The organism is uncultured Thiothrix sp. (assembly GCF_937873765.1).
In the GTDB taxonomy this organism is placed as follows: domain Bacteria; phylum Pseudomonadota; class Gammaproteobacteria; order Thiotrichales; family Thiotrichaceae; genus Thiolinea.
The window spans coordinates 23,482-41,153 of sequence record NZ_CALMZC010000021.1; the positions used below are offsets into that span (position 1 = coordinate 23,482).

19 protein-coding genes are annotated in these 17,672 nt (G+C 43.8%); 7 read left to right on the forward strand and 12 right to left on the reverse strand.

The annotated features are described in order from the left end of the window. Positions 1-2: 2 nt before the first annotated feature. The 3 genes from Q0307_RS06810 to Q0307_RS06820 form a co-directional block, all read right to left on the reverse strand. Entirely contained in the window at positions 3-878 is an 876-nt protein-coding gene (locus tag Q0307_RS06810) for a hypothetical protein (protein ID WP_298658476.1), read from the reverse strand. Between the two features lie 71 nt (positions 879-949). Beyond that, positions 950-1,417 carry a hypothetical protein gene (locus Q0307_RS06815; RefSeq protein WP_298658479.1) on the reverse strand — a complete coding sequence of 156 codons (468 nt, stop codon included), beginning with the start codon at positions 1,415-1,417 and terminating at the stop codon, positions 950-952. Between the two features lie 52 nt (positions 1,418-1,469). Beyond that, positions 1,470-3,092: a S8 family serine peptidase gene (locus Q0307_RS06820; protein ID WP_298658481.1), complete on the reverse strand. Its 1,623-nt coding sequence runs from the start codon at positions 3,090-3,092 to the stop codon at positions 1,470-1,472. Between the two features lie 311 nt (positions 3,093-3,403). On the opposite strand from Q0307_RS06820, the gene Q0307_RS06825 reads away from it, so the two are divergent. Genes Q0307_RS06825 through ispF form a run of 3 tightly spaced genes read left to right on the forward strand, consistent with a single transcriptional unit; the run spans position 3,404 to position 4,936 of the window. Further along, complete coding sequence (locus Q0307_RS06825) at positions 3,404-3,769, forward strand: septum formation initiator family protein (RefSeq protein ID WP_298658483.1); 366 nt, start codon at positions 3,404-3,406, stop codon at positions 3,767-3,769. Continuing rightward, a complete protein-coding gene (gene ispD / locus Q0307_RS06830; RefSeq protein WP_298658486.1) occupies positions 3,759-4,460 on the forward strand; it encodes a 2-C-methyl-D-erythritol 4-phosphate cytidylyltransferase in 702 nt (233 codons plus the stop codon). Before Q0307_RS06825 ends, ispD begins: the two co-directional genes overlap by 11 nt. Continuing rightward, positions 4,460-4,936: a 2-C-methyl-D-erythritol 2,4-cyclodiphosphate synthase gene (ispF, locus tag Q0307_RS06835; protein WP_298658489.1), complete on the forward strand. Its 477-nt coding sequence runs from the start codon at positions 4,460-4,462 to the stop codon at positions 4,934-4,936. Before ispD ends, ispF begins: the two co-directional genes overlap by 1 nt. Before the next feature lie 4 nt (positions 4,937-4,940). Here ispF and gluQRS read toward each other — a convergent pair whose 3' ends face one another. The 9 genes from gluQRS to Q0307_RS06880 all read right to left on the reverse strand — a co-directional run bounded on the left by gluQRS (position 4,941) and on the right by Q0307_RS06880 (position 13,396). Continuing rightward, positions 4,941-5,840, reverse strand: coding sequence for a tRNA glutamyl-Q(34) synthetase GluQRS (gene gluQRS / locus Q0307_RS06840; protein WP_298658492.1), 900 nt, complete (start codon positions 5,838-5,840; stop codon positions 4,941-4,943). A 3-nt stretch (positions 5,841-5,843) separates the two neighbouring features. Next, positions 5,844-6,299, reverse strand: a complete 456-nt coding sequence (dksA, locus tag Q0307_RS06845) for an RNA polymerase-binding protein DksA (protein ID WP_298658495.1) — start codon at positions 6,297-6,299, stop codon at positions 5,844-5,846. Positions 6,300-6,501: 202 nt separating this feature from the next. After that, positions 6,502-7,251, reverse strand: a complete 750-nt coding sequence (locus tag Q0307_RS06850) for a zinc-ribbon and DUF3426 domain-containing protein (protein WP_298658498.1) — start codon at positions 7,249-7,251, stop codon at positions 6,502-6,504. 163 nt (positions 7,252-7,414) lie between these two features. After that, a complete protein-coding gene (gene prmA / locus Q0307_RS06855; RefSeq protein WP_298658501.1) occupies positions 7,415-8,314 on the reverse strand; it encodes a 50S ribosomal protein L11 methyltransferase in 900 nt (299 codons plus the stop codon). Further along, positions 8,311-9,654 carry an acetyl-CoA carboxylase biotin carboxylase subunit gene (gene accC, locus Q0307_RS06860; protein ID WP_298658504.1) on the reverse strand — a complete coding sequence of 448 codons (1,344 nt, stop codon included), beginning with the start codon at positions 9,652-9,654 and terminating at the stop codon, positions 8,311-8,313. Before accC ends, prmA begins: the two co-directional genes overlap by 4 nt. A gap of 13 nt (positions 9,655-9,667) precedes the next feature. Then, the gene (gene accB / locus Q0307_RS06865; protein ID WP_298658649.1) at positions 9,668-10,129 is read right to left on the reverse strand and encodes an acetyl-CoA carboxylase biotin carboxyl carrier protein; all 462 of its coding nucleotides are present in this window, start codon (positions 10,127-10,129) and stop codon (positions 9,668-9,670) included. Between the two features lie 225 nt (positions 10,130-10,354). Next, the gene (locus Q0307_RS06870; RefSeq protein ID WP_298658507.1) at positions 10,355-11,845 is read right to left on the reverse strand and encodes a helicase HerA-like C-terminal domain-containing protein; all 1,491 of its coding nucleotides are present in this window, start codon (positions 11,843-11,845) and stop codon (positions 10,355-10,357) included. A 69-nt stretch (positions 11,846-11,914) separates the two neighbouring features. Further along, positions 11,915-12,784: a hypothetical protein gene (locus tag Q0307_RS06875; RefSeq protein ID WP_298658510.1), complete on the reverse strand. Its 870-nt coding sequence runs from the start codon at positions 12,782-12,784 to the stop codon at positions 11,915-11,917. Positions 12,785-12,985: 201 nt separating this feature from the next. Continuing rightward, positions 12,986-13,396, reverse strand: coding sequence for a hypothetical protein (locus Q0307_RS06880; protein ID WP_298658513.1), 411 nt, complete (start codon positions 13,394-13,396; stop codon positions 12,986-12,988). 177 nt (positions 13,397-13,573) lie between these two features. Here Q0307_RS06880 and hisC point away from each other — a divergent pair, with 177 nt between their 5' ends. From hisC to Q0307_RS06900, 4 genes are all read left to right on the forward strand, one after another. Continuing rightward, the gene (gene hisC, locus Q0307_RS06885) at positions 13,574-14,632 is read left to right on the forward strand and encodes a histidinol-phosphate transaminase (RefSeq protein WP_298658516.1); all 1,059 of its coding nucleotides are present in this window, start codon (positions 13,574-13,576) and stop codon (positions 14,630-14,632) included. Between the two features lie 2 nt (positions 14,633-14,634). Continuing rightward, the gene (locus tag Q0307_RS06890; RefSeq protein WP_298658651.1) at positions 14,635-15,384 is read left to right on the forward strand and encodes a Nif3-like dinuclear metal center hexameric protein; all 750 of its coding nucleotides are present in this window, start codon (positions 14,635-14,637) and stop codon (positions 15,382-15,384) included. Positions 15,385-15,643: 259 nt separating this feature from the next. Beyond that, a complete protein-coding gene (gene petA, locus Q0307_RS06895; protein ID WP_298658518.1) occupies positions 15,644-16,240 on the forward strand; it encodes a ubiquinol-cytochrome c reductase iron-sulfur subunit in 597 nt (198 codons plus the stop codon). After that, the gene (locus Q0307_RS06900) at positions 16,240-17,667 is read left to right on the forward strand and encodes a cytochrome b N-terminal domain-containing protein (protein ID WP_298658521.1); all 1,428 of its coding nucleotides are present in this window, start codon (positions 16,240-16,242) and stop codon (positions 17,665-17,667) included. The genes petA and Q0307_RS06900 overlap by 1 nt, the downstream gene beginning before the upstream one ends. Positions 17,668-17,672: the final 5 nt, after the last annotated feature.

Genomic DNA, 17,672 nt, shown 5'->3' on the forward strand with positions numbered 1-17,672 from the left:
TTTTATTTTTGTATTGAACTGACCGTATCTAAGGAAATTCTTAATACAGAAGGATTTTTTTCCAATTTTTTTACTCCCTCATGAGAGATCCAGCCAGAGAAAGTATAAATACTGGAATAACGATGTTTTAGCCTAAACTCATCAATCGACAAAGTATCTAAGACGGCCTGCTGCTCTTTAGCAATTACATCCTCAACTGTTACATCAGTCTTAGCTGAAAGAGTAGGTTTAAGCTCAACAATGACTGCAACTTTATCGTGTTTTTTCAGATACTTTATAACCGCCTGATCAGTCAGTCCTATCAAATTAGAAGAAGCTTCTAAGTTAATCATTTGATCCTCTGGAGAAGCCATACCCCCTCCTATCGTATTTTCATCAATGGTCAAGTTCTGGATTATTTCAGTAGATGGAGGTATAGATGCTGGAGGAGGAGCGCTATCCTCTATAGACCCAGTAGCAGCTACAGGGAAAAATACACGCTGCGGTGCTGGTGGTAGTTCAAAAATCATTAGATCCAATGTAGGGGGTGGAGATATTTTTGATTGTTCCGCCAATTTTTTTAGCATAAGCTGAATTGAGGCTTGAATATGCGCTACAAATTGAGGAGTTACTACTTGGTTGGCTTGCCACTGAGCTTGAACAGGTGTTACGCTTGGATTAATCGACAAACTTGATAGCAATTTAATTGCTTCTTTTTCTTCCAGACCTGCATGCCCCAAACTCTTCGCTAGACTTACCGCAAACTGCCCCTGCGTCGATGCCGTTGCTGCATCTGATCCTGACTCCACAATAGCTAATACTTTGCTACTGACAGCTATTAGAAGTCCGCTTATGGCCAATACACCAATAAACTTCTCTTTATACATTGAAATAATCACTCACTATTCCAAAAAACTAAAGCCACTATTTGTGAAAAATAGTGGCATCCTGAACTATTTACAACAAACTATTAATATTTATATAACCGAACAGCATTGAATGTTGAAGCACTCGTCATATTCACATACAACCAATGAGAAGACTCAGCAGCAGCAATAAGCATTTGCTCACATTCATTATCATTACACAATATCCATGCATTAGGTCCCTCAAGATAAGCCCATGTTGAACTATCTCCCAGAAAGCGATAAGTTTGCTGTACTCTGTACCAGCCAGTGGTAAGTTGTAAACCGTCTGCCTCAGCTGACACAGCTACCCCACCTTTTTGTCCTCTCGCTTTTTCGGCTGCTGCTTGAGGTGGAGAAATTAGTGATTCAACAGGTGGAGGAGCAGATGCACTCCCAGCAAAGATCTCAGCAGCTTCAGCCGCAGGCGCAGGCACTGCCTCTGGCGCGGTCGCCGCATAAACCACAGAAAATGAAAGTAACGAGCTTAAAACTACTGCTGACGCTGCAACAGACTTATTTACTAGTTTCATGACCAACCTCCCAAATACTTAAATCATACACATAAGACTTTATAAAAAATTTTCAGTTTTTATACAATCTCAGATGATTAATTGAAAAAGAACTGCCATTAATACTACTTACGTTGTATCCAAGCCAATGATTTGAAGAAGCAGCCTTGATCAGGGTATTCTCTCCTTCGTTATCATTGACCCATATCCATATTTTAGAACCTTCTAGGTAACACCACGTCTTGTCAGCAGACAAGTCACGGTAGGTTTCTTGGCAACGATCCCAATTTAAACCTACCTGTGGACCAGGTGTGATGGAAGCTAACGCATTATCTAGATTAATGCGCTTCTTAGTCCCAGCAGGTGTAGAAATGCTTATACCAGTGTTTTGTAAAGCACTTTGTATGCTAGAAACTGAAGCAAGACCATTTTTGGATTTCATTACAGCCCATGCACCAGCGACATGAGGTGTGGCCATAGATGTACCATTATAGAAATCATAACCCGATATGATTGAAGAAATGATAGAGCCACCTGGGGCCATTAAATCCACCCAAGAAGCATTATTGGAAAAATTAGAAAGGCCATCAGACTTATTAGTACTTCCAACTGTAATAGCTGTTGAAATACAGCCTGGTGATGATGTCATATTACTAAAGCCATCGTTACCCGAAGCGATAACAGTGGCAATACCTGCAGACAGCAGTAGATCAATGATGGGCTTTTGGCTAGCCGAGTCGCAAGTTGAGCTGTATTCTCCTCCTCCTAGACTCATGTTTGCTGCAGCGATTCTATAGGTGTTGCGCAACGCATATACACGTTCTAATCCTCTTATTTGATCAGATGTATATGTTAATACACAAGGTGCGGCTGAAGGTGCGCAATCAGAAGAATCATTGAAGCGGGAAAAAATTTGTATCGCAATGATGTTTGCATCACGAGCTACCCCATGAAAAGTGCCGGTAGAAGAAGTGGATCCATTTTTACCTGCAGCAATACCTGCCACATGAGTACCATGATTGCATCCATTAATGCTGCTAGTACAGTTAACACCCGAGCCAGTTGCTGTAGAAGAGTCCACACCGCCAGGGCATAAAGAATTGGAAACACCATCGCCATCGGAAGTTGAATAGCAAGCTTCTGACACTATTTTTCCACTAAGCATAGAGTGGCTTTTATTCACTCCTGTATCCAAAATAGCCACAGTTTGCCCTGCACCTGAATACCCCATAGACCAAGCATCATCAGCATCGATTAAGGGAATACTTTGGTACAATGTTGGAGGCACTGCTACGTCCTCTTTAATACTAACGACATTAGGATCAGATGCTAATGTTTGTAGTGTTGCAAGATCAGCTTCTAATGCCATCCCTGGTACTACAGTGAAACGTTTGACAGTTTTAGGTTTAAAGCTGTTTACTTGTTGCAGCCTCCCTAACACGTTACTCTGTGCTGATTCTAGACCTAGGCGGTGTTGAGCCTCAGTTGAACTTGCTTCCGGCCTTCGCAAGCCAACTATAACTCTTACTTTCCCCTTCTGCATGACTGTGCTCATTAATTCAGCGGCCTGTTCCGCCACAGGAGTGGGTTTTTCAGCTTGAGACCAAGCTGTACCACTCCATAATGAGCAAGCTAGTAACACTAGGCTAATCCTGTGTCTATGCGAACACCAACTGGAAGGAATCGTATCTTTCATTACCTTACCTCCTTACCCTCACTTAACAAGGTCATAAAAAAACACCTTTAGCAGGCCAATAAATTACATAGTTCACTCTACTTTTTAATAAAAACTTATCTCTAGTTAGATAACTTATAGCACAAGTTAGATAAGTTATAGTACAAAATTAATATTTTTGTAAAAGTTGGTTTTTTTTGGATCAAAAATGGTTTTTTGAAGAACTCTCCGAATTACTTTCAAATGCATACAACAGTCTAACTAGCAATCTGCTATGCTTGATAGCGGGACTTAAACCTGCCATTTTTGTTGGGCGATCTAAAACCTCAGGCATGAAACTAACTTTAACTCAAATTTTATTAATAGCCTTAAGCATCTTATCGTTATTGCTGTTCCTGCGTTTATGGCTGGGTACGGGGAGTTATCCTGAAATCTGGGATTTACAAGGACAAATTGCTGAGCAAAAGCGTCTGAATGAGGAGCAAACTAAGCGTAATGAAGGCTTGCAATCAGAGGTTTTAGACATTAGTCGTGACGATGCAGCGATTGAGGATCGAGCGCGGAGTGAGTTAGGCATGATTAAACAAGGCGAAACTTTCTATCAGGTGATTTTGAATAGTGATCCAACCCAAGCCTCACAAGCACCGATAGCGACTAATCCTCCTCAACAACCGAGTACTCAGCCGCATGTCGAATGAAGTTTGGTGCGTGATTCCTGCTGCAGGGGTGGGAAAGCGTATGCTTTCGGCGATCCCTAAGCAATATTTGCGCTTACATGGCAAAACCGTTTTAGAGCACAGTTTATCTTGCTTTTTACGACACCCTAAAATTAAAGGGGTGGTAGTGGTGCTTAGTGCTGATGATGATTACTGGCTGGATTTAGCACCTAACTATCAAGGTTTGCCAGTCTATCAAACAGTTGGTGGTCAAGAGCGAGCAGATTCAGTGCTCAATGGTTTAAAATATTTGCAGCAACATTTAAAGATTTCCTCGACTGCGAAAGTCTTAGTGCATGATGCGGCACGTCCTTGTTTATCCCAACAGGATTTAAGTCGTTTACTGGCAAGCAATAGTGAGCAAGGTGCCCTTTTAGCGACTCCAGTACGCGATACCATGAAGCGCGCTTTTAAAGGCCAGCATTTGATTAGCCACACCGAGGAGCGGGCGGATTTATGGCATGCCTTGACTCCACAATTAGCAACCTTAGGCTTATTAACCCAAGCCTTAGAGCAGGCTTTAAAGTCGGGGACTACTATTACGGATGAAGCTTCTGCCTTAGAGTATTTAGGACTTCAACCTTTATTAGTGGAGGGTGATGCCAGTAATATTAAAATCACTCGTCCGGCTGATTTAGCTTTAGCAGAGTTCTTTTTGCAGGAGCAAGCTTAATGCGTATCGGACAGGGTTATGATGTGCATGCTTTTACTGAAGGTGACCATCTAGTCTTGGGTGGCGTGAAGATTCCCTATACTCACGCATTTGCAGCGCATTCAGATGGTGATGTATTAATTCATGCGGTTTGTGACGCTTTGTTGGGTGCTTTAGCACTGGGCGATATTGGCAAGCATTTTCCAGATACTGCAGCAGCGTATGCCAAAATCGATTCGCGGATTCTGCTTAGACAAGTTTACCAGTTGCTTAAAGAGCAAGGTTATAAACTAGCTAATCTCGATAGTATTATCGTTGCCCAAGCACCAAAAATGGCGCCCCATATTGAGGCGATGCGTGCCAATCTAGCTGCTGATTTAGCGTGTGAAATTAATCAGATTAGTGTAAAAGCAACCACCACCGAACGCCTTGGCTTTGAAGGCCGCAAGGAAGGAATCGCGGCACATGCGGTGGTGTTACTGAAGTCAATAAATTAATCATCTAAGCAAAGTGCATTGGATGATATGCTAACTGCTTAGGAATCTTACTTAAATCCCAGTTGTCTATTGCCCAATCCCAACATTCTTTGAGTGTACTAAAAGAAGGGGCTTCAGTGGAAGTTTGTCCTAAGAATTGCAAAGCTTTGACTAGATTATCCAATAATTCATGAGTTTGTGTTGTTAAAGCAGGGGCTAAGGTTTGCTTACTAAGCTTTTGACCTAATACATTGATTGCGATAGGTATATGCGCATAGCTGGGTATTAAATAGCCTAGAAGCTGCTGTAAATAGATTTGGCGAGGAGTATTATCCAGTAAATCTGAACCACGCACGATCTCAGTAATACCTTGCCAAGCATCATCTACGACCACGGCTAGTTGATAAGCAAAGATTTGATCAGCACGTCGAATTACAAAATCGCCTAATTCACGCTCAAGATTTTGGCAAAACAATCCCTGAATTTGATCATTAAAGCAAATAGTTTGCTCATTAGTTTTAATCCGCATTGTGAGGGAATCAGTTAACGCATAGCTCTTATATCGGCAGGTTCCCGGGTAAATCAGTCCAAAACTTCCACGATGCGCAAAAGTTTGTAATTGCTTGCGTGAACAACAACAAGCATAAATAAATGGTTTCAAACTATTTAAGGCATCCGTATAAGCAGCGAGGCGTTGGCTTTGAAAAATAATGCTTTGATCCCATTCAAAACCATAAGCAGCGAGGGTTTGGATGATAGCGTCAGCAGCACCTGTTTGTTCGCGAGGTTTATCTAAATCCTCAATGCGTAGCAGCCATTGCCCATGTTGGCTGCGAGCCTGTAAATAACTCGCAGTCGCAGCCAGCAGTGAGCCAAAATGCAATAGACCAGTGGGGGAGGGTGCAAAACGCCCAATGTAAGTCACACTTTACGAGGCGAGTTGTTTTTCTTTGATTTCTTGAGTGGTTTTACAATCGATGCAAAGCTCAGCTGTAGGGCGTACTTCTAAGCGTTGTAAACCGATTTCTACACCACAAGCATCACAATAGCCGTAATCTTCTTCATCGACGCGGGCGATAGTCTTTTCGATTTTGCGAATCAGTTTACGTTCACGGTCACGCGCACGTAACTCTAAAGCAAATTCTTCTTCTTGTGTGGCACGATCAGCAGGATCAGAGAAGTTGCTAGCTTCTTCTTTCATATGATCTACAGTGCGATCAACTTCTTCCATTAGTTCTTTTTTCCAAGCGACCAGAATATCACGAAAATGCTGTAACTGCTTTTCGTTCATATATTCTTCGCCAGCTTCGGGGATATAGGGATTAATGCCATCAACTGGTAACGCAGCTTTCCTTGCTAAATAGGTTACATTTTCAGTTGCCATTCTTTTTCTCCAACAGCTTGATTTCAATCGAAATCAATGGGTTAAATCTAGGATCGGTGTGAAGAACCTTACCTTGTTTCTTCGGCATAACTCATGGGCGCGCGATTATATCCCATGAAAAAGGTTTTCGCATTTTTTATTGATAGGTAATTGTAAAATTGCATAAATTTTGTTATTTAGACTCCTCACTCAAACGCTAATTTCATAAAAAACGTAATTGGAAGCGCACAGCATCCTTGCCGGGGTCTTCAATATTCAACGAGACTTCCTGAGGAATCTTGGATGGCATTAGCTGACCTTGCTGTTCCTTGCTAAGGTACTCTTCAGGGGTAAAACGCCGTAAAGCGACCATTTCAGATTTTTGGTTTAAAAAGCTTACTTCTAATATCGGATAAGCTTGTGAGTTACTAGCATTGTTCTGAATTGATGTATTAATAATCAGTACATTCGGCGTGTTCGGATGAGTATAAACTGTGTGGCTGAGTAATTTAATTTGATCTAAATGTCGTACATTGTCTAAGCCACACGCAACCCACCCACAAACCGTCTGGGTAAACTCACGGGTGCTTGGATTTTCAAGGAGTTTAGTACGATAACTGTAAAAAAGCTGAATTAATAATAACAAACACAAGGCTAGCAGGCTTAAGTATAAGAATTTGTGCGATTTGGATGAGCGTCGACTCGAAGAACCACTCTTGCCAGTTTTGACTGAACTATTAGAGCTACCCTCTGCCAATGTATTCAAAGGCAAGGTATGAATACGTGCTTCGCCCGGTAGGTCACGCCCATTACCTACCCCCCCCAAACGCTCATCAGGCAAGGTGGTGCTGAGTGCTTTCATAGCGTCGAAGATCGTATCGCATTCACCACAACGCAATAAACCCTGCGCGGCAGTTAGCTCTTTCATAGTGACGCGGAAAACAGCGCGACAATGACTACACTGGGTATACATTTAGCTCAGGTAATTAAGTTAGACATAGTATTCTTATTGTAGCCCTGTTTTTTTCAGGCAGCTTCATGATTTGATGTACAAAATATTAGCGTTAATCCTAAGGGAGAACCCCGCTTTTAACATTATTGAACTGATGAGCGGGGTGAAATCTAGCAGGAGCGGTTTAGTTGCTGCTAACTTGCGCTGTGCCTTCTAAACGTAACCAATCTTCTTTGGCAGCCATCTGTACCTCTTCTAATCTATTTTGATAGGCAGCAGCAACCGCTTGGCCTTGATCAGCCAAAATACCTGAGAGTGCGATTCGGCCTTGTGGTTTTAAATAGCGTAATATAGTCGGTGCGAGGCTAACTAAGGGGCCAGAAAGAATATTCGCAATCACTACATCGAAGGTTTGATCCGGCATATCTTCTGGTAAACAGGTGAAAATACGTGCTTCAGTCAACGCGTTTCGACGCGCATTTTCCTGAGTAGCCTCTAAAGCCTGAGGATCAATATCCGTAGCAACAATAGTACTTGCGCCTAATTTGGCTGCTGCAATGGCTAGAATTCCACTGCCACAGCCATAATCCAGTACTGTTTTACCCGTTAAATTTTCACCATCTAACCATTCTAAACATAAAGCGGTGGTCGGATGATTGCCAGTACCGAAAGCTAAACCTGGGTCTAATAAAATCTTCACTGCATCCGTGGCTTCCTCGGGGACTTCACGCCAACTTGGATACACCCATAGTCGTTTGCCAAATTGCATGGGGTGAAAGTTATCCATCCATTCACGCACCCAAGGGCGGTCTTCTAATTGCTCCAGTTTAAGCTCGGTAATACCCCATTCGCCACGATGTAACTCTAAATTTAGGAGCAGGGCGGTCAGGTCATCTTCTGCCGGATACAGCCCCGTAATCACGAGCTGATCCCATAGAGGAGTCTCACCCGGTAAAGGCTCAAGAATAGGTTGATCCACGGCATCTTCAAAAGTGACTGAAGCCGCGCCAGCTTCTTCTAGAGCCCCGCTGATGACTTCTTGGTGCTCAACCGTGGTGTGACAAATGAGCTGTTGCCAAGTCATTGTAAACCCAACTTTTTCTCTAAGTAGTGAATATCAGTCCCACCTTGGCGGAACGCTGGGTCGGTCATGATCCGGCGTTGCAGGGGCACGTTAGTCTTAATGCCTTCAACAATCATCTCAGTTAAAGCGCCATTCATACGATTTAGCGCTGTTAAGCGATCTTCGCCATGCACGATTAATTTACCAATCATCGAGTCGTAATAAGGGGGAACGGTGTAATCGGCATAAATATGCGAATCTACTCGTACTCCTAAACCACCGGGCGCATGATAGCGAGTAATTTTGCCGGGAGAGGGGGCGAAGGTATCGGGGTCTTCCGCATTGATCCGGCATTCAATCGCATGTCCATGTGGGCGAATATCTTCTTGCTTAATTTGCAATTTTTCGCCAGCCGCAACCAGTAATTGCTGCTTAACCAAGTCAACGCCTGTAATCAATTCAGTAACGGGGTGCTCAACTTGCAAACGGGTATTCATTTCAATGAAATAGAATTCACCATTTTCGTATAGGAATTCAAAGGTGCCTGCACCGCGGTAATTAATTTTGCGGCAAGCATCGGCGACAACTTTACCAATGCGGGCACGCTGTTCTTCAGTGATCCCGGGCGCTGGTGCTTCTTCGACCACCTTTTGATGGCGGCGCTGCATGGAGCAGTCACGTTCACATAAATGAACTGCATTGCCATGTTGGTCTGCCAAGACTTGGAATTCAATGTGGCGTGGATGGATTAAATACTTTTCCATATACACAACATCATTGCCGAAAGCTGCTTTAGCTTCAGAGCGTGTCATTTCTATGGAGCGGAATAGATCTTCAGCTTGATGTACCACTCGCATGCCACGCCCACCACCGCCACCGGTAGCTTTGATGATAATCGGATAACCAATTTGTTTAGCCATCGCTAAGCATTCGTCTTTATCTTCAGGAACAGGGCCATTAGAGCCCGGCACACACGGAACTTTGGCTTGTTGCATCGCATCTTTAGCGGAAATCTTATCGCCCATTAAGCGAATGGTTTCAGCACGTGGCCCGATGAAAATAAAGCCACTAGACTCGACGCGTTCAGCAAAATCAGCATTTTCAGACAAAAAGCCATAACCGGGGTGAATCGCATCCGCACCGGTCACTTCGGCAGCACTGATAATGGCTGGAATATTGAGGTAGCTATCAATCGAACGCGGTGGGCCGATACAAACTGATTCATCAGCCAGACGTACATGCTTAAGATCACGGTCAGCGGTAGAGTGTACTGCAACGGTTTTAATGCCTAGTTCACGGCAAGCACGCAGAATACGTAAGGCAATTTCGCCACGATTAGCGATGAGGACTTTTTTTAACATGCAAGCCTCCACATCAGTCGATGATCATTAAGGGCTGACCAAACTCTACGGGCTGTTCGTTTTCAACCAAAATAGCCTTAATGACACCACTTTTATCGGCTTGAATTTGGTTGAGCATTTTCATCGCTTCGATAATGCAAAGCGTATCGCCGATTTTGACCGACTGGCCGACCTCTACAAAGGATTTTACACCGGGTGAGGAAGAGCGATAGAAAGTCCCCACCATGGGCGACTCTAAAACATGCCCCGTGGGTGCGGCGGGTTTTTCGCTAGCAGCAGGAACAACGGCAGCTTGTGGAGTTGCTGGAGCCATCATCGGTGGCGGTGCATAATATTGCTGCATCGGCATAGCTGGTGCGGCTGTTGTCGATACACGGCTAATGCGTACTGAATCTTCGCCTTCTTTGATTTCGATTTCGGCTACATCGCTGTCTTCTAACAGGTCGATTAGTTTCTTGATTTTGCGAACATCCATCATGGAGTTATTCCTATAAGTCTTATATGGCTTGATGTTGTTAGAGTGCCGATGTGCTTAAAACGATCAGGATTGAGAGGCATTCCTTGTCCTAAACAGTCATGTCTCAAAGATTGCTTAAATCTGCAAATCTGCCCTTTTTCTCGGCATATCCCAACAGAATGGGCGCGAGTTTACACCGTTTGTTCTTTAGTTGCAGCAAGAAAGCTTTAAGAAAAGGCCGGGTTAGCGGCCTTTAAAAATTGAACCTAAGATACCACGGACAATTTGCTTACCTAGATTAGAGGTAATTGAGCGTGCCGCACTTTTCACGATTGCTTCACCTAAAGTTTGCCGATTACTCGGGCGTGGGGTATTCGAGGTTTCAAAGCGCCGTGCCGCCTTTTCAAATTCTTTTGCTTGGTTGGCTGCAGAGGTTTCTGCAGCCACTTTTTCGGCACGCGCTTGCAAAATTTCATGCGCTGATTCGCGATCAATCATTTTGTCATAGCGCCCCGCGAACGGGCTTTGCCGAATTAAGTTAGCACGCTCTTCTGGAGTGGCAGGCCCAATACGCGATTGAGGAGGGCGAATCATGGTTCGTTGTACGACGCTGGGAATACCTTTTTCTTCCAAGACCGAAACTAAAGCCTCACCTACGCCAAGTTCCATAATGACTGCGGCAGTATTTAACTCAGGATTAGCGCGGAAAGTATCAGCGGCGGCTTTTACTGCTTTTTGATCGCGGGGTGTAAAAGCACGCAAGGCATGCTGAATGCGATTACCAAGTTGACCCAGAATGCTGTCTGGAATATCCAATGGGTTTTGGGTGATGAAGTAAACACCCACACCCTTAGAGCGAATTAAACGCACGACTTGTTCAACTTTATCAACTAAAGCTTTTGGCGCATCATTAAACAGTAAATGAGCCTCATCGAAGAAGAAAACTAAGCGCGGTTTATCGAGATCACCCACTTCAGGTAGATTTTCAAATAATTCAGATAGCAGCCATAGCAGGAAAGTGGCATACAAGCGCGGTGTCATCATCAGCTTATCGGCCATCAGAATATTGATATTTCCGTAGCCATTGGGAGCGGTGCGGATAACATCCCATAAATCCAAAGCTGGTTCGCCAAAGAAACTTTCTGCGCCTTGCTGTTCGAGGACTAAAAGTCGGCGTTGAATTGCACCAATCGATGAGGAGCTAACATTGCCATAAGCATTTTGAAAGTCTTGAGCGTTTTCGCCCATATGCTGCAGGATGGAACGCAGATCTTTGAAATCTAGTAACAACATGCCTTCATCATCGGCAAATTTGAAAGCAATATTCAATAAGCCTTCTTGCGTGTCATTCAGTTCTAGCAACCGAGATAGTAAGAGAGGCCCAATATCAGAGACCGTGGCTCTGATCGGGTGGCCTTGTTGTCCGGCTAAATCCCAGAGAATGCTTGGATAACCTTCAAACTTGAAGTTGTCAATGCCAATCGTCTGAACACGCTCTTCTACTTTAGGATGAGTACTACCCGCTTGGCTGATACCCGTTAGATCGCCCTTGATGTCCGCCATGAAAACTGGTACACCAGCCCGCGAAAAGCCTTCAGCAATCGCTTGTAAGGAAACGGTTTTACCCGTACCGGTTGCGCCTGCAATTAGCCCGTGTCGATTAGCGAAGCGCAGATTCAACTTAACCTGTTGATTTCCACCTTTGCCAATGAGAATGCCAGCTTGTTCACTCATGACTGCTCCTATTGTATTTTTCATGTTTGGCGTATTGAGTTGCAGTCTATCTAAAATGCCTAATGACCGCTATGTTAGACCTAACTTTCGTAAAGTTTCAAGGCTCAGGCCACCAATCGCTAGCTGATTAGCTTTCTGAAAAGCATGCAAAGCCACAATAGTCGCAGTATCTAAAACCCCGGAGAGATTTAGGCGGTGACCAGCTTGCAATAAAGCTTGTTGGATACGTCTGATCTGCTCCGGTGTTAAGGTGCTAGTACAAGCAATCGGCATCGTTAAGATTTTAGCGTCTCGTAATTTACGCTGTACTGTGATGGTTTCATATTGTGCAGGTACTAAACTCGAGATAATTTTCCAAGGTTTACTCACACGTATTAATTTGATGGTTGTATAGCGTGCTGGAAGAATAGAGCCACTACCTTTGCCAGGCTTAATAAGTTTTTTGCGCTTAATTTTAAGCGTTTTTGCGGGAATCGTACGCTGATGGATCTGGGCTGGCTCTTTAATTACCTCAGTCGGAATTTTGACCAGTTCAGCTTTAATAGTTTCTAGACAAGACGCGTTACTACTGGCTAGACAACCAAGCTTCCAGTGCTTATAGTCAGGTTTTATAAAGATTTCGCGAACGATTTTCTGATATTGCGGCGGTGTTGCATATAACTCAGAGCGCATACGTTCTACCTCAATGGTTGCTTGCACCTCTTCATATTGAGCTGGCTCTGTTTCTTGGGCATAGCGGGCAGGTTCTATTTGAATCTTGGTTTCACTCCAGACCATTTCTGCTGGAATATTAGAATAAGTTGCAGAGCCATCATAAACCAAAACTTTTAGTGGCTCTGTACGGAAGATAGCAGGGTGTAGTAGCTCAGCTGAACATTGGGTCGGAATTCGTTGTGTAGTATTGAACTGCTGAGTGTTATTAATAGTAGAGTGAGTCATATTTAGCTGATTGCCTTGATTGAGACAACCGGCTAAAACGAGGCTGGAGAGTAGTCCAAAAATTAGAGTGATTTTATGCTGCATTGGATTAAAGCATATAGTTTGATTTATTAATACGTATAGGTTTAGCTAGAAAGCCGTTAAGCTTGCGGTAAATGCAGTCTGGAGTCGAGAAACTTTTGTGCTTTAATTACGATTTGCCTATTTTTCGGACAAATGGACAATCTCTCCCGTTAATTTATCCACCTTTTCGATTAAGCCATGTCCGGGTTTCCAGATAACCCTGCCACTTTGCTCCAGAACGGGGATGCTATCAATAGTGAGCTTGGGACGCAGATGATCGACTACGATAGGGATAAGCTCAGGATCAATGGATGGGGAAATGTGTTTCTCAGGCAATGTTTGAACATGCAAGTTAATAGTTTGAGAATCACCTTTAGCGGTCGCCCTTGAAGTGGTTGGATGAATGGAAGCAATCGCTGGCAGCATATAACGCGACACTGAACGCACGCTACTTGAGTTATTTAACGCAGTATAATATTCAGCAGGCAAAGCAGTTGCATTTTGCAACTTCAAGCCTCGATGGAAGCTTTGGAGGTTTGAATAAGTCATAACAACAAGCAAGCAATGAATGTCCTAACAGTATTCTTGATTGTTACGTTTTTTGCTGGCCTAGGCTTGATGGGGCAAGAGAATTAGATGACAAAAGGTCAGTGAGTAAAAGGCTAGTAAAAGCTTGAACCTGCTTATATCATGCAGGACTTTATGCGACTTTGCGGGAACGCTTTCATGAGCCAGTATTGGAGTCCTTTGGTGCAGCAACTAGACCCTTATGTACCGGGGGAGCAACCAAAAGATCAGCGTTATGTTAAACTCAATACCAATGAGTGTCCTTATCCGCCTTCACCTCGAGTTTTAGCGGCGATTCAGGCTGAGTTAACCGATAAGCTCAGACTCTATCCCGATCCTAATGCTGATTTATTTAAAGATGCAATTGCAGAGTACTATGATTTAGAGCGTCAGCAGGTATTTGTTGGTAATGGGTCTGATGAAGTATTAGCGCATATTTTTCATGCTTTATTTAAGCCAAACCAACCGCTGTTATTCCCAGACATTTCTTACAGTTTTTATCCGGTTTACGCCAAGCTTTATCAGCTAGCGGTCAAGCAAATTCCCCTATCCGATGACTTCAGTTTAGATTTAAGCGCTTACCTGCAAGACAATGGTGGAATTATCTTCCCGAATCCTAATGCACCAACGGGTTCAGCGCTAGGATTGGCCGCAATTGAAGGACTTTTGCAGGCGAATCAACAATCGGTAGTTGTGATTGATGAGGCTTATGTCGATTTTGGCGCAGAAACTGCGATTCCTTTAGTGAAACGCTATCCAAATTTACTAGTCGTACAAACCTTATCGAAGTCACGTTCTTTAGCAGGTTTGCGCGCAGGCTTTGCGGTAGGGCATCCCGATTTGATTGAGGCTTTAGAGCGGGTGAAGAACTCCTTCAATTCTTATCCACTAGATCGCTTAGCGATTGTAGGGGCGACGGCTGCGATGCAGGATCAAACTTATTTTGCAGAACTCTGCCAGAGCATCATTAAAACCCGCACGACAACGATCACCCGTTTGCAGGAATTGGGTTTCCACGTTTTACCCTCAGCCGCGAACTTTGTGTTTACACGTCCACCGGCTGGTAATGCTGAGACTTTGTACTTAGCGCTTAAAGATCAGGGTGTTTTAGTCCGACACTTCAAAAAGCCCCGTATTCAAGAGTATTTGCGTATTACGATTGGCACTGATGAAGAAATGCAAATACTGTTAAGTAAGTTAAAGTTTTTAGTGGGATGAGTATGATCGAGCGTGATGAGTTAGAACGCTACTTAAATGCCTTGCTTAATATTAGTAAGTTTAAAGACTATGCACCGAATGGCTTACAAGTTGAGGGGCGTAAGTCTATTCATAAAGTTGTGACGGGTGTCACTGCTTGCCAAGCGCTTTTAGAGGCTGCGGTTGAATACGGAGCTGATGCAGTGTTAGTTCATCATGGCTATTTTTGGCGCGGTGATAATCCGGTAGTTCGAGGTATGCATCAACGCCGCTTAGCGACTTTGCTGAAACATAACTTAAGTTTATTTGCTTATCATCTCCCTTTAGATGCTCATTCTGAATTAGGCAACAATGCACAGTTGGCTAAGCGTTTAAGCTTAACCAGTGAAACTGTTCTGAATGAGCAGGGTGTCGGCAATGTAGGAATATTGGCTGAGCCAATTAGTTTGGAAGCGTTTGGTCTAAAAATAGAGCAGGTTTTACAGCGTAAACCTGTACTAGTGGCTGGTGGTGAGCATTTGATCCAACGAGTGGCTTGGTGTACTGGTGGGGCACAAGCTTATATTCAAGAGGCTTTAGGTTTTGGGGTGGATGCTTACCTAAGTGGGGAAATTTCTGAGCACACTACGCATAGTGCAAGGGAAAATCAGTTGCACTATATTGCTGCAGGTCATCATGCTACAGAGCGTTATGGTGTGCAGGCTGTAGGTGAGCATTTAGCTTTGCAATTTGGAATTGAGTGTCAGTTTGTGGAGATTGATAATCCTGCTTAATGTCAGGTTATTTCGATATTTTTTGTGCTATCATCGCCACCGGATTGGTTGCCCTTAAAGGTGCTTGGTGTTAATTCCCCAATGTTTGCAAGGGGAGTCGCTTGATTTCACTAATGAAGTCAGACATCCTATGGCGTTTTTTAGCATCTGCTAATATTGCAATGCATGAGTCCAGTAGCAATTGAGGATTTTGTTTCTTGCAGAGTCAACAAAACTGCAAGAAGTGTTGAGGTTTTGATAATTTGGGAGTGAGCTAACGATGGCAAATTCTGGAGTCGATAAGAATCGCCGTCGTTTCCTGATTGCAGCTACTTCGGTAGTAGGGGCAGCAGGGACGGCAGCGCTTGCATATCCTTTCCTAGGGTCGATGTCTCCCAGTGCGCGCGCTTTAGCTGCGGGTGCACCGGTGGAAGTGAATGTAAGCAAAATTGAACCCGGTCAGTTATTGCGGGTGGTATGGCGTGGTAAGCCGGTTTGGGTAGTCAATCGTACTGAGGAGATGCTAGCCGATTTACCTAACTTAGACTCTGGTTTGAAAGATCCAAACTCTGAGGTGTTAAGTCAGCAACCGGAGTATGCGAAAAATGGCTATCGCTCACGTGAGGCTAAATATTTAGTACTAGTTGGCATTTGCACACATTTAGGTTGCTCTCCAACGTACCGCCCTGAAGTAGGTGCTGCTGATTTAGGTGCTGATTGGAAAGGTGGTTGGTATTGCCCTTGCCATGGTTCCCGTTTTGACTTAGCTGGACGTGTATTCAAGAACGTTCCGGCGGGTACTAATCTTGAAGTCCCTCCTTACTATTTCAAGAGCGAGGCGACGATTTTAGTAGGTGAAGATGGAGGTGCTGCATAATGGCTGAGCGTCCTGCACATGAATACACAGGTTTTCTAGGTTGGGTGGAAGATCGTTTCCCCTTAATGGAAACTTGGAATAAGCACTTAGCGCAATATTATGCGCCGAAAAATTTTAACTTCTGGTACTATTTTGGCTCTTTAGCCATGTTGGTACTGGCTATTCAAATCTTCTCCGGTTTGTTTTTAGCTTTCCACTATAAGCCTGATGCTGATTTAGCCTTTGCTTCTGTTGAGTACATTATGCGTGATGTACCCGGTGGTTGGTTTATTCGCTACATGCACTCCACAGGTGCTTCAGCCTTCTTCATTGTTGTCTATCTGCATATGTTCCGCGCTATGATTTATGGCTCTTATAAAGGTAAGCGCGAATTATTGTGGTTGATCGGCATGTTGATTTATGTTGCTTTGATGGCCACTGCTTTCATGGGTTATCTGTTACCTTGGGGGCAAATGTCCTACTGGGGTGCACAAGTAATTGTCAACTTATTCAACACTGTCCCTTATATTGGTAATGATTTATCAGTGTGGTTAAGGGGTGACTATGTTTTAGGGGATGCAGCGTTAAACCGCTTCTTTGCCTTACACTTCTTTGTGCCAGTGATTGTGCTTCCAGCCTTAGTATTCGTACATATTGTGGCTTTACATGCAGTCGGCTCTAATAATCCTGATGGTGTAGAGATTAAAAAAGGACCTAAAGGTAATCGTTGGGCTCCAGATGCTCCAACAGATGGTATTCCTTTCCATCCTTACTACACAGTTAAAGATATTTTAGGTGTTGCGGTCTTCTTATTGATTTTCTTTGCCATTCTGTTCTTTACGCCAGAGATGGGCGGCTATTTCATTGAGCAACCTAACTTTGAGCCTGCGAACCCACTGAAAACTCCATTGCATATTGCTCCAGTCTGGTATTTTACGCCTTTCTATACGGTTTTACGTGCAGTTCCTGATCCATGGTGGGGTACTGTAGCCATGTTTGCTGCCATTATTGTCCTGTTCCTATTACCTTGGCTGGATAAAAACCCTATCAAATCTTGGCGCTATCGCAATCCAGCGCACAAGATCAATCTGTTACTGTTTGCGGTAGTGTTCTTAGTTTTAGGTTGGATGGGTGTTGAAGCGGTTACTACAGTTTATAAAGAGCTGGGTACACGGATGACACAAATCTATTTCTTGTTCTTCGTCGTGCTGTGGTTGCATAGTTATCCAGCAAAAGTGAATTACAAAAAATGGTTTGGTATTTTGTTAGGCATTGTGGTGGTGTACGACTTAGTTTTCCGTCTCAATCTTGGTGATGGTGCAGCTACCACTCAAATGTTACTGCAATTTATTTGGCCGGTAATTTACTTAGCTGCAACTTTATTGTTGCCAGCCTTTGTCCCTAGCTTCAATCAGGAAAAACCAGTTCCTGAACGTGTGACTGGGTAAGGAGT